This window comes from Chryseobacterium sp. NG-CE01 (assembly GCF_055695505.1).
In genome coordinates this window covers 402,751-415,599 of sequence record NZ_CM146369.1, presented here as the reverse complement: position 1 = coordinate 415,599, position 12,849 = coordinate 402,751, and the positions used below count along the sequence as shown (strand labels likewise).

Genomic DNA, 12,849 nt, shown 5'->3' with positions numbered 1-12,849 from the left:
ATAAACTGTCTGATTTTGTTTTCCTTAAAATTTTGATAGAAATAGCCGAAATTTTAACCGGGTTTGCCAAAATATTAGCCAAAAGACTTAAATTTTTGGACAATGAACCTAAACATAAAGTAAGAAAACTCAAACAGAAGGTAAAAAGACTTAAACAGATCTTCAATTCACCTTAACGTTTAGGTCACGGGTGCTTTCTATGCTATTTTGAATTATTTTTCGGCTTCGGTATTGTTACTTTTGGCTGTTCTAGGGAAAAACTGTTTCAGGTCTGCTACTTTTTCTGCAAAACCAACCACCTCTCTTCCTTTTTTGTATTGGGAGTATGCATAATCGTCTAAGGCATCATTATAATTATCGTAATCGTGTAAAATCTTGGTACTTTCCATTTGATATACCAGGCTGGCTAATTTCTCTTTTCTCGTTTCTAAGAAAATTCTGGCCTGATAATCATTTTCAAACTCATCCCAATTCACATCATCGGCACTCAGCTGGGGCTGGTTCATTTTATAATCTCTTACCTTGTTTACGAAAAGCTTGTTCTGTTCGTTTATGGTTCCGTAAAGTTTTCTTTGGTCTGCATTGAGAGCAGCCAGTTTTCCCTGGAATAAAGCTTCTAATTCTGCAATTTTAGCATCAATTTGTGTTTTTAAATCATTGGTAAACTGTGTCTGAATAACGTTTTTCATAATTGTTAAATGTTTATTCAAATGTAATAAAAATGAATTAATTCTTAATAAAAGTATTTTAGTTGTGTAAATAATGTATTTTTAGTATATTTTTATTGTAAATTAATTATTGATTAAATTTTTTACATCTAGTGCATGAGTAGATAGAATATTATTACTCATTTGCTATGAGTTTTGTAATACCTTTCATTGATCTAAAGTTTTCGAACAGATTATACGCCTGGATAAATAAGTGGAAAATAAATTTTTCCAATAGTTTTTCCCTGAATTCACCGATCAGTCTTATCAATTACAAAAAGTAACTAATGCAAAATATTAGCTTTAAATTTGCTGAGGTTTTAAGAACCTAAAATTTGAAATTATGCAAAACTTCGAAATATCCGTGCTGGATCTTGCTCCCGTGAAAAAGAACAAGACCATTCACGATACCTTTCAGGACAGTCTTTCATTAGCCAATCATGCCGAAAGTTTAGATTATAAAAGATTCTGGCTTGCAGAACATCACAATATGGAAAGCATTGCCAGTTCGGCAACCTCTGTGTTGATCGGCTTTATTGCCAACGGAACCCAAAAAATAAGAGTGGGCTCCGGAGGAATTATGCTTCCGAATCACAGCTCTCTCGTTATCGCCGAACAATTCGGAACTTTGGAATCTCTTTTCCCGGGGAGGATCGATCTCGGATTGGGTAGAGCTCCCGGAACGGATGGTCTTACGGCGCAGGCTTTAGGAAGAAATCCGGCAATCATTAATCAGCAGTTTCCAAGACAGATCCTGGAGCTGCAGAAATATTTCTCTAAAGAAAATTCTGAAGCACTCGTAAGAGCAATTCCGGGAGAAGGTCTTGATATTCCTCTGTATATTTTGGGATCGAGCACCGATAGTGCTTTTTTAGCGGCAGAACTTGGTCTTCCGTATGCATTTGCAGGACATTTTGCTCCGGAACAGATGGAAATGGCTTTCAATATTTACAGACAAAATTTTGAACCTTCAAAGTACTGCGCCGAACCTTATATTATTGCTTGTATCAACGGGATAGCTGCAGAGACTTTAGAAGAAGCTCATAAAATATCCACAACCTTGTTTCAGGCCTTTATCAATATCATCAGGAATGACAGAAAGCCTTTTGCTCCGCCGGTTGATGAGATGGATGATATATGGTCGCCCATGGAAAAATCAATGGTTTTACAAAAGCTGCGTTATACATTTATAGGTGATCAGGCTGAAATTGAAAAACAAATTAGGAGTTTTCAGGAGAAATTTAATGTCAACGAATTGATGATAAATTCTCATATTTACGATCATCAGAAAAGGCTTGATTCCTATACGATTTTCAGAAAAGCAAAAGACGCTGTTCTTAACGGATAACAAACCCTTATCATAATTGGGAGATGCTTATTTTTGAGTATCTTTGCAAAAACTTAAAGTAAAAATGTCTGATATTAAATTAAATACTATTCCTGAGGCTATCGAAGACCTTAAAAATGGTAAAATAATCATAGTAGTAGATGATGAAGACAGAGAGAATGAAGGAGATTTTCTTTGTGCCGCAGAACTGACGACACCGGAAATCATCAATTTTATGGCACTCCACGGAAGAGGGTTGATCTGTATGCCGCTTCCTGAAAAAAGATGCGATGAACTCGGGCTGGAAGTGATGGTAAGCCGAAGCAGTGATCCAAAGGAAACAGCCTTTACCGTATCGGTAGACCTTCTTGGAAACGGAACTTCTACAGGTATTTCTGCAGCCGACAGAGCTAAAACCATTCTTGCTTTAATGGATGAAAAATCCAAGCCGACCGATTTTATGCGTCCCGGACATATCTTCCCGCTACGTGCAAAAAAAGGAGGTGTATTGAAGAGAGCAGGCCATACGGAAGCTGCCATTGATCTTACCTGCCTTGCAGGATTGAAAGAAGGAGGGGTAATCTGTGAAATCATGAACGAAGACGGTTCAATGTCCCGTTTGCCTGAACTTTATGCTTTTGCACAGAAACACAATATGAAAATTGTTTCGATTGAAGACCTGATTTATTATCAGCTTAAAAAAGGAAATCTTATCGAAAGAATTGAAGAAAGAAAGGTGAAAACAGCTTACGGAGATTATGATTTCTATGCTTTCAGGGAAACTTCAAATGATCAGATTCATTTTGCTTTAACAAAAGGAGCATGGACGGTTGATGAGCCTGTTTTGGTACGAGTGCAGTCTTCCGATTCTTATTTTGATGTTCTGACAAGATTAAATAACGGTGAAAAGCCTTTGTTGGAAAAAGTAACCGGTATGGTAAACGAAGCAGGAAAAGGTGCCATTATTTTTATCAATAACGTTTCTAATTCCGAAAATACGTTAAGAAAGCTTCAGCAGTTCCTGAATTACCAGGACGGACAGGTTCAGCACCCAACGTTAGCTTACAATTACAGAGATTACGGTATCGGAACGCAGATCCTGAAAAATCTCGGAATCAATAAATTTAAAGTAATCACCCAAAATCCTAACATTAAGCCTCAGGTTGGAGGTTATGATGTTGAGGTAACGGAGATGGTACAGCTGTAGTGAATGGTCCATTGTGAATTAACCTCATTTAAGTGATTGATATCAGTTAATATAAAAACCTTCAGGATTTCAAAAATCTTGAAGGTTTCTTTTTAATAAAATTATGTTTAAATAATCCTTATATCCTCAAAGCTTCTGAATCCGTTCAGAAAGTCTTTAATATTCATTCTTCTCTTTCCTTCCAGCTGCAGTTCTAAAGGGAAATATATTCCGTCAGCAGTATAGATCTTAAATTCATTCTTAGAAATATCTATAGTTCCGGCAGGCTTATCATGATTAGCAACCTCGAATTTACCACCGAAAATTTTCAGTCCTTTTTCTTCGTTTCCGATTTGTAATGTAGTGAAAGCAGCAGGATAAGGAGACATTCCCAAAACAAACTGATGAACCTCTTTAGATTTTTTTGTCCAGTCTATTTTAGTATCTTCTTTAAAGATTTTATAAGCATTTTTAGGATGCTCAACATGAGGTTGAGGTCTTTCGGTAATAGCATTTTCAGCAAGCCCGTCAAGAGTTTTTACTACGAGTTTTGCGCCCATTTCCATCAACCGGTCATGAAGACTTCCCGCATTTTCATCCGGCAAAATTGCTAATTCTTCCTGAAGCAGGATGTTTCCTTCGTCAATTTTCTCATTAATAAAGAAAGTGGTGGCTCCTGTTTTTTCTTCACCGTTGATTACGGCATAGTTAATGGGAGCGGCTCCTCTGTAATCTGGAAGCAGGGAAGCGTGAAGGTTGAAAGTTCCCATTTTGGGCATTTCAAAAAGAACCTTTGGCATCATCCTGAATGCAACCACAACAAAAACATCGGCATCCAGTTTTCTCAGTTCTTCCAGAAATTCCGGATTTCTTAATTTTTCGGGTTGAAAAACAGGAATATTATTTTCTGCCGCAAAAACTTTTACAGGCGACTGGTTCACTTTTTGGCCGCGACCGCTTGCTTTATCTGCAACAGTTACAACGCCTGCAACTTTATGATGAGAATTATGTATGGCTTCCAAAGAAGTCTTTGCAAACTCCGGAGTGCCTAAAAAAACAACTTTCAATGATTTCATGCTGCAAAGATAAGCGGTTTGTCAATAAAATCGGGTATAACCTTAAGCCATTGCTCAGGCTAAAGCATACGTTCTGAAATTCAGCATTTTTACTTTTCCCGAATCCAGCAGATAGATAAGATTCTCCAGAATATTTTCTTTAGGATGATAATTCAGCTGGATCGAAATTTCTTCTATGGTTGACGGCTTTTTAGCAAGTGCCTGTAGAATTTCACCGGAAATATTCTTCCCGAAAATAGATTGCCTGTTAGCTTCACAAACAGAACACTGTCCGCAGTTTTTAGATTTCTTCTCGCCGAAATAGGTGAGAATCAGTTTCATTTTACAGTAGCGGTTATCCTCGATATAAAATTTCATCTCTTCCCATTTCTGGATTTTGTTTTTCTGAATATGTTCGAAAAGCTTCCAATACTGTGAAGTATTAAGCCTTTCATCTCGTGGTTTTAAAAATTTGATACTGGATAAGGCTCCGTCTACATATTCTACATATCCTTTCTGCTGAAGCTCTTTCAGTCTTTCTTTAATTAAATGAACACTTACACCGATCTTATTGCTTACCTGCTGCTCGCTGAACATTACCTTATGTGTAGTAATTCCCGATATGGTACGAAGCATCAGCTCAATAAAATAGGCATCTTTGTGGGGAAGCTGATCGATTTCATCTGCCTGCATCAGAAGCTGGAGGGAAGAAAGGCTTTTGTGGTCATTAAAATAAATAATTTCCTGGTTATGAAGGAAGTTCAGGACATTTTTAATTTTTGCTGAAGAAAGTTTTGTGAAATTCTGAATTCCATTCAAATTGAGCTGAAAGACCTTTTCAGGCATTTCAAATTCTGCCACCTGAAAAATAGAGTAGAGGTAAGTGATGATTTTTAAGAACTCAGTTTTACCCGGAGTCTGATTTTTTAAAATATCATCAAAATTAGAAAGTTCCTGTTTGTCCCAAAGTAAAAAGGCAAAGCTTTCCTGGCCATCTCTTCCGGCTCTCCCGATTTCCTGGTAATAATTTTCAATAGAAGGTGCAGGGGAATAGTGAATCACAAAACGTACATTGTCTTTATCGATTCCCATTCCGAAGGCATTCGTGGAGATTAAAACTTGGCTGTCGCTGTTATTCCAGATGGTCTGCTTGGCATTTTTTTCTTTTGTGGTAAGCCCGGCATGGAAAAAATCGACATTATTTAATTGATTTTTTCGTAAGAATGCACTTAGGAGTTCTGCTTCTCTTCTCGTTCTTACATAAATGATTCCCGACTGTTTGGTGAACTTCAGGATATCATAGATTTTCTGAAATTTATCAGAAACTTCTTCGGTGAAAATTCTGATATTGTCCCGTTTAAAACTTCTCTGAAAAACCTGTGGGTCTTTAAGGTCGAGCTTTGCTTTTATTTCATCAAGAACCTTTGGTGTAGCCGTTGCCGTTAATGCCAGGCATGGGATTTTAGGATTGTTTCTTCTGAATTCTTTAATGTTCTGATAGCTTGGCCTGAAATCCTGACCCCATTCTGAAATACAGTGCGCTTCGTCCACTGCAATAAAGGACATCTGGATTTCTTCAATATTCTGAAGAAACTGCTTATTGGTTAACCTTTCCGGAGATATATAAAGCAGTTTGGTTAAGCCTTCTTTGCAACGGTCATAAATTCCCTCGGCATCATATTCATCCAATTCGGAGGAAAGATACTCTGCTTCAATTCCCCTTGATTTCAGCTGGCCAACCTGATCTTTCATTAATGCCAATAGAGGTGAAATCACAAGACATGTTCCTTCTTTTAGTAAAGCCGGAAGCTGATAACAAAGAGACTTTCCGGCACCCGTTGGCAGAAGCACGAGGGTATCTTTTTCATTAGTAACAGAATCAATAATGGCTTCCTGAGAATCCCGGAAGTTATCATAACCCCAAAAATATTTTAAGGTTTTAAATTTTAATTCTTGAAAATCTTGTTGGGAAATCATGGGATAAAAATAATGAAACTTAACTGACAAAAAAAGCCACGCATGGCGTGACTTTATTATTATTTATAAAATTACTCTATTATTTAGCTTCAAAATAAACCCTTCTGTTGGCTCTGTTTTTCCATTCAGGACATTTTGTAGCGGGGTCACATTCAGGATATTTAAGGTCTTTTTCGCCCTTTCCGATTGCATTTAATTTACCAGACTGTACGCCGTTTTTAATTAAATAATTTTTAACATTATTTGCTCTTCTTTCGGATAATTTCTGGTTGTAGGCTTCAGAAGCTCTTGTATCTGTAGCTCCGACTACCGTGTAAGTTCCGTTTGAAGAGTTGATATAATTAACGGCATTGTTCAGGATAAGCGTATTGGATGGTAAAATTCTGTCTGAATTCAGATCAAATTCAATTCCGTCTAATTTTGTCTCACTTTCATCTACCGGTCCGTCTGTTAAAGAAGCTGATGTAGGGCAGCCCTGGTTTTCAACAGGCCCGGGAACCGTGACACATTTATCGTAGAGATCAATTACCCCGTCAAGATCAGTATCAAGCGCAACTCCGGCACCATCTACTCTTGCTCCTGACGGCGTATCGAGTTGTCTGTCCCAATCATCACAAACACCGTCGTTATCAAGATCTCCTTTTTTACAAACTTCAATATCCTGGTTTTTACTTGCCAAAACATCTAATTTGTAGTACATTTCCTGCAGCGGATCATGCCACATCAGGTGAGATTCGTGCTTGCCTAGTTTTAAGGAAACGCCTACTGTTGCATTAAAGAAGTTATCAGAAACCTGTTCTTCTCTCTGGTTGATAGCGCTGTACTTATTACCACCACCGTCAAATTCATCATCACCGGTAATAGCGTACATTACTCTTCCCTCGAGATCAATTCTTTGATTTACTTTAAATTTAAGACCTGCACCGGCCTGTGCAAACATTGAACCTAACTTAAATGGTTTAATTTCAGCTACCATTCTGTCTCCTGTTTCATCTTTCTGATAAGCTCGATAAGCTAAAGTCCCTAAACCTGCATATCCATGCAAAGCCCATCGGTAAGGAGAATGGTTATCCACTCTTCTGAACAGGTTGGAGAAATTAATATCTCCGATTAATGAAATGGCATCATATTGCGTTCTGGCACCAACCTGCTTATTTACGGAAGCATTGGCCGGTGCATCTTTCTTTGTATTAAACCATCCCTGTCTGGTTTCTCCTCTGTCATATTGTAAATTAATGCCAAAAGCATGGGTAATCGCTTTATCTATACTCACGTAGGCGGAATAACCGAAAAGGTTTTTACCATTACCGTTTTTTATGGATGTTAAGTCTGCAGATTGAACTAATGGTACGCCGGCACCAAACGAAATTGCCCAATCATTGAATCTTTTTGATTTATTTGTAAACGGGGAAATATTTGCAGAACCTGAAGAGAATGTATTTGGATATTCTCCGGCTGATGTGACTGCTGTTGAGTCTTGTGCAAAGCCTGTTGCGGGAACAGCTAACGCTAATGCAACAATTGCTAAACTTAATTTCATATGTATTTTTTTTAGTATTTTAATAATAGTTATTTATTTGTAGGACAACCCTTATTTTCAGCAGGTCCCGGAACCGTTACACATTTGTCATATAAATCTATGGTTCCGTCCATATCGATATCTAAAGCCACACCTGCACCATCTACCCTTGCGTCGGAAGGCGTATCAAGTTGTCTGTCCCAGTCGTCACATACGCCATCATTGTCGGCATCACCTTTTTCGCATACCATCAGTTCCGGACTTTTATTTTCAAGAATGTAGGCTCTGTAATATGCTTCCTGCAAAGGATCGTGCCAAGCAAGATGCGTCATATGTTTACCTAATTTGAAAGAAAGACCCAGATTTACAGTCCATGCATTATCGGATCTTCTTTTATTAATCATGTTATACTTGGAGACTGCAGAGCTTGGGTCATAGTCTGCGGGACCGGCATATCCGCCGCCATCAAACTCGTCGTCCCCACTGATGATATACATCGTTCGTGCTTCTACATCAATAAGCCTGGAAACATTATATTTCACACCAAGTCCAAACTGATAATAAATAGAATTTATATCCAGTTTCTGGTTAATAAACAAAGGAATTCTAGCGGGAACTGTGCTCCATCTGAATTCATTGTTATCATGTAATGAGGTATTGAAGTTCATGACACCAATACCTGCGTATCCATGCATGGCCCATCTGTAGGGAGAATGATTGTCAACTCTTCTTAAAAGATTGGAAAAATTAATATCACCCATTAAAGCAATCTGATTATATTTCGTTTTTGCTTCCCCGACACCCGCCGCGATACCAGCCGCTCCTTCCAGCTGTGCTTTCTGCGTTGTTTCACCTCTCTGGTAAATAAGACTTAGTCCGAAAACATGAGAGATCTGTTTGTCTAAGCTTACATACGAATTATACCCCCAGTTAATCTTTTGATCTGTAATTGACCTGAGGTCTGAGTGAACCATAAATGCAGCACCCCCACCTATCGATACAGACCAGTCATTGAATCGTCTCGATGCGTTGCTGAAAGGTTGAACATTAGCAGAACCTGAAGAAAATGTATTGGGATACATATCATTAGAGGGGACAGCAATACTATCCTGCGCATATATGGCAACAGGCATTGCAGCCAATAACAATAAACTTAATTTCATACAATATGTTTTTTATGTTTTTTTAGATAAAATCTTTTAATAATATTCTTGAAAATTCTCTTTCAGAAAGATGTTTTTGGTGAGGGATTTTTAGTCTTTCTGATACAAATTTTACTTCATTGAACGTGACGATATCAATATCAATAACTCTGTCGGTGTGTCCTCCGGTTACAGCCGAATCGTCTGTTCTTCCCATTTCGACTTCAATACTTTTAATAAGGATAAGGAGCTGAAATGGTGAAAGATGTGTGAATATTACTGATGCAATATTACAAAAAATATTGGAACTGGCAAACTCCACCGGTTCTGATGTCAAAAAATTACTTACTTCCCGGATTTCATTTCCTGCCTGTTTTATCTTATCCAGAGCAGTCTGCAGATTTTTTTTTTTGTCTCCGAGATTACTTCCAAGTAACAAAACGACTTTATGTTGCGACATATTGAAAAATGATTGTTTATGAAAAGCTTTTTTAAAAATGTACTGGCAAATATAGTGGCTATTGTCATATTATGTGTCGTGTTTTTCTTCTTTTTCATCATAATGCTGGTCTTCAGTGCTATGGGAAATGAAAAGTCTGTAATTGTAAAAAAGAATTCCGTACTCACAATTAATCTGAAAACCAATATTATTGACAGCCCCACTGAGGAACAGCGAGGACTGTTTAACATCAGCGAGCAAAACAAAAATGTTTTGATTTATGATGCGATTGAGGCCATTAATAAAGCCAAAACCGATGATAATATCAAAGGGATAAGTATTGAAGCTGATAATCTCAATGCCGGAGTTACCCAGATTGATGACCTTAGAAATGCTATCGCAGATTTTAAGAAAAGCGGAAAATTTGTATATGCCTACGGAAATACCGTTTCTCAGGCTTCATATTACTTAGGATCCGTTGCCGATCAATATTACCTGAATCCGTCTGGTATGATCGAACTGAAAGGACTTGCTACGGAAGTAACCTTCTTTAAAGATTTTGCTGATAAATACGGCATCGGTATTGAAGTAATCCGCCATGGAAAATTCAAATCTGCCGTTGAGCCTTTCCTGAGAAACGATATTTCACCTGAAAATAAAGAGCAGCTCAGTACTCTTCTGAATGATATCTGGAAAAATACATCTTCCAAAATGGCTGCTTCCAGAAAAATTGATACAGCTGCTTTCAGAACAGTGGTCGACAGTCTTTACGGGATGATTCCTGAATTAGGACTAAAATATAGACTGGCAGATAAACTGATCCAAAAAACCGAATATGATCAATTGATTAAATCAAAATTAAGCTTACAGGATGACGAAAAATTAAATAAGATTTCTTTAGGAAAATATATTGCTTCTTATTCTGATGACGAAAAATCCGGTGATAAAGTTGCCGTTTTGTATGCTTCAGGGTCAATCTATGGAGGTGACGAATACAATGATATTCACTCTGAAAAATATATTAAGTATATTAAAGATCTCCAGGATAATGACAACGTGAAAGCGGTTGTATTCAGGATTAATTCTCCGGGAGGAAGTGCAAATGCGTCTGATGAGATTCTTTTTGAACTTCAGCAGTTAAAAAAGAAAAAGCCTTTAATTGTTTCTTTCGGAGATTACGCTGCATCCGGAGGATATTATATTGCAATGGCGGCAGATAAGATCTATTCTGAGCCCAACACGCTTACAGGATCAATAGGAGTTTTCGGAGTTATTCCTTATTTTAAGGACATTGCCAATAAAAACGGAATCCGTGCAGATATTGTTTCTACAAATGCCAATTCGCAGTATTATTCTTCATTAAATGGGGTTACACCTTACGGGGTAAGCCTTATTACAAGAAGCGTTGAAGGTACATACAAAAGATTCGTACACTTCGTAACGCAGAACAGAAAACAGACTTTTGAGCAGATTGATAATATCGGCGGAGGAAGAGTGTGGAGCGGAACCAGAGCCAAGCAGATAGGTCTTGTAGATGAACTGGGAACTTTAAATGATGCCGTAAAATTTGCTGCACAAAAAGCGGGATTAAAATCATACGGAGTGGCTTCATATCCGAAAAGCATGACTCCATTCGAGCAGATATTTAAAGATCTGAATCAGGATGAGATTTCCGAAAGAGTGATAAAAAATAAAATCGGGAAATCAAATTACGAAATCCTTCAGCAGGTTGTTGAAAAGAGAAAACTGCAGTCTGAAATAAAAATGGAGATGCCTTACCAGATTAAAATTAACTAAATTATATTGTACAAAGAAACGGCGGATTTGAATTTTCAAATCCGCCGTTTTAATTTTTATTGGCTTTAAAATTAGCTTCTCCGTGTAAGCATTCCGTAGATCCACAAAACAACCAAAGCTCCCCCGATGGCTAAGATCCAGCTTCTGAAATTCCAGAAAGAATCTACATCTCCCCAATGAAGTACATATACTCCGATTGCTCCTCCGATGAAAGCGCCGATGATACCGAGAATCATCGTAACAAGCATTCCGCCTCCCTGTTTTCCAGGCATTATTGCTTTAGCGAGTGCTCCGGCCAGTAGTCCGAAAATAATCCATGTTAAAAATCCCATAGTTGCATTTTTTAATGTTAATATTTATAGTTGGTTTATTTGCTGTTTTGGGAAAACATGACTGTTACATCATCTCTTCTTGAAAAATGAATCTACAAACTCTGTACCATTAAACAACTGCAGGTCCTGCATCTTTTCGCCGACACCGATATACTTTACCGGAATCTGGAACTGATCAGAGATCCCGATTACCACACCGCCTTTCGCGGTTCCGTCAAGCTTTGTTACTGCTAATGCGTTGACTTCAGTGGCCGCCGTGAACTGTTTGGCCTGTTCGAAGGCATTCTGACCCGTAGAACCGTCAAGAACAAGTAAAACCTCATGAGGTGCATCCGGAATCACTTTTTGCATCACCCTCTTGATTTTGGAGAGCTCATTCATCAGGTTGATTTTATTGTGGAGTCTTCCTGCTGTATCAATAATTACGATATCTGCTTGCTGGGCAACTGCACTCTGTACCGTATCAAAGGCTACGGAAGCCGGATCTGATCCCATTTCCTGCTTTACGATAGGAACGCCCACTCTCTGGCTCCAGATAACCAGCTGATCCACTGCAGCAGCACGGAACGTATCAGCGGCTCCTAAAACCACTTTTTTACCTTCTGATGTAAACTGGTGAGCAAGTTTTCCGATGGTTGTTGTTTTTCCTACGCCGTTTACTCCTACGACCATAATAACGTACGGTTTTTTGGAAGTATCTATATTTCCTGTTCCTGCATGAGGGTTTTCCAGCAGTAAACCTGAAATTTCTTCACGAAGAATTTTATCCAATTCATTTACGCTTACATATTTGTCTCTTGCAACGCGCTCTTCAATTCTTTCTATGATTTTGATGGTGGTAGAGGCACCGACATCGGAGGCAATAAGTATTTCCTCAAGGTCATCCAGAACCTCATCGTCTACTTTGCTTTTGCCGACTACGGCTTTAGTCATTTTTTCAAAAAAACCCTGGCTGGATTTTTCCAATCCTTTATCTAAGGTTTCTTTCTCTTCTTTTTTAAAAATTTTTTTAAACCAACTCATCTTTATGAATTACGGAATTTAATTAATGATGGAAGTTGGGTAATGGAAGCTTGAAGTACCAATCTTAATTCAATTTAATGATTAAAATTTTTGGCTCCCAGCTTCTGACTTCCAGCTAGATTAAAGCAAAGATAACAAAAAAACTACCCAAAAGCTGAGTAGTTTTTTATATTGTAAATAAAGTGTAGATTATTTTTTCAAATAACCGTCTACTTCGTCTGCATTCATTACTTTTTCTTCGAAAACGTAAGCTCCTGACTTGGAAGACTTAACCATTTTCACCACTTTGGTCATTTTTTTAGACTGACCGCTTTGTAGGGTTGCTACTACTTTCTTTGCCATGGT

General features: G+C 38.0%; 12 protein-coding genes. 3 read left to right on the top strand and 9 right to left on the bottom strand.

Annotation, left to right across the window (positions count from 1 at the left end):
* Positions 1-212: 212 nt before the first annotated feature.
* Complete coding sequence (locus tag ACYT6F_RS01990) at positions 213-689, bottom strand: hypothetical protein (RefSeq protein ID WP_472599651.1); 477 nt, start codon at positions 687-689, stop codon at positions 213-215.
* 361 nt (positions 690-1,050) lie between these two features.
* Between ACYT6F_RS01990 and ACYT6F_RS01985 the strand changes: the two genes are divergently transcribed.
* Both ACYT6F_RS01985 and ribB read left to right on the top strand, forming a co-directional pair.
* Positions 1,051-2,055, top strand: a complete 1,005-nt coding sequence (locus tag ACYT6F_RS01985) for an LLM class flavin-dependent oxidoreductase (protein WP_472599650.1) — start codon at positions 1,051-1,053, stop codon at positions 2,053-2,055.
* Positions 2,056-2,119: 64 nt separating this feature from the next.
* Entirely contained in the window at positions 2,120-3,241 is a 1,122-nt protein-coding gene (gene ribB, locus ACYT6F_RS01980) for a 3,4-dihydroxy-2-butanone-4-phosphate synthase (protein ID WP_472599649.1), read from the top strand.
* 107 nt (positions 3,242-3,348) lie between these two features.
* Here ribB and fmt read toward each other — a convergent pair whose 3' ends face one another.
* The 5 genes from fmt to folK all read right to left on the bottom strand — a co-directional run bounded on the left by fmt (position 3,349) and on the right by folK (position 9,373).
* Complete coding sequence (fmt, locus tag ACYT6F_RS01975) at positions 3,349-4,296, bottom strand: methionyl-tRNA formyltransferase (RefSeq protein WP_472599648.1); 948 nt, start codon at positions 4,294-4,296, stop codon at positions 3,349-3,351.
* Between the two features lie 54 nt (positions 4,297-4,350).
* Positions 4,351-6,252 (bottom strand): RecQ family ATP-dependent DNA helicase, encoded by a 1,902-nt coding sequence (locus ACYT6F_RS01970; RefSeq protein WP_472599647.1) that lies wholly within the window; start codon positions 6,250-6,252, stop codon positions 4,351-4,353.
* Positions 6,253-6,331: 79 nt separating this feature from the next.
* A complete protein-coding gene (locus tag ACYT6F_RS01965; RefSeq protein WP_472599646.1) occupies positions 6,332-7,792 on the bottom strand; it encodes an OmpA family protein in 1,461 nt (486 codons plus the stop codon).
* A gap of 29 nt (positions 7,793-7,821) precedes the next feature.
* Positions 7,822-8,934 (bottom strand): OmpA family protein, encoded by a 1,113-nt coding sequence (locus ACYT6F_RS01960; RefSeq protein WP_472599645.1) that lies wholly within the window; start codon positions 8,932-8,934, stop codon positions 7,822-7,824.
* 22 nt (positions 8,935-8,956) lie between these two features.
* Positions 8,957-9,373 (bottom strand): 2-amino-4-hydroxy-6-hydroxymethyldihydropteridine diphosphokinase, encoded by a 417-nt coding sequence (gene folK, locus ACYT6F_RS01955; protein WP_472599644.1) that lies wholly within the window; start codon positions 9,371-9,373, stop codon positions 8,957-8,959.
* An 18-nt stretch (positions 9,374-9,391) separates the two neighbouring features.
* Here folK and sppA point away from each other — a divergent pair, with 18 nt between their 5' ends.
* Positions 9,392-11,149 carry a signal peptide peptidase SppA gene (sppA, locus tag ACYT6F_RS01950; RefSeq protein ID WP_472599643.1) on the top strand — a complete coding sequence of 586 codons (1,758 nt, stop codon included), beginning with the start codon at positions 9,392-9,394 and terminating at the stop codon, positions 11,147-11,149.
* 71 nt (positions 11,150-11,220) lie between these two features.
* On the opposite strand, the gene ACYT6F_RS01945 is transcribed toward sppA, so the two are convergent.
* The 3 genes from ACYT6F_RS01945 to ACYT6F_RS01935 form a co-directional block, all read right to left on the bottom strand.
* A complete protein-coding gene (locus ACYT6F_RS01945) occupies positions 11,221-11,481 on the bottom strand; it encodes a GlsB/YeaQ/YmgE family stress response membrane protein (RefSeq protein WP_472599642.1) in 261 nt (86 codons plus the stop codon).
* Between the two features lie 69 nt (positions 11,482-11,550).
* Positions 11,551-12,504 carry a signal recognition particle-docking protein FtsY gene (gene ftsY / locus ACYT6F_RS01940; RefSeq protein WP_472599641.1) on the bottom strand — a complete coding sequence of 318 codons (954 nt, stop codon included), beginning with the start codon at positions 12,502-12,504 and terminating at the stop codon, positions 11,551-11,553.
* A 189-nt stretch (positions 12,505-12,693) separates the two neighbouring features.
* On the bottom strand, positions 12,694-12,846 hold the full coding sequence (locus ACYT6F_RS01935; protein WP_002976755.1) for a DUF4295 domain-containing protein: 153 nt from the start codon (positions 12,844-12,846) through the stop codon (positions 12,694-12,696).
* Positions 12,847-12,849 lie beyond the last annotated feature (3 nt).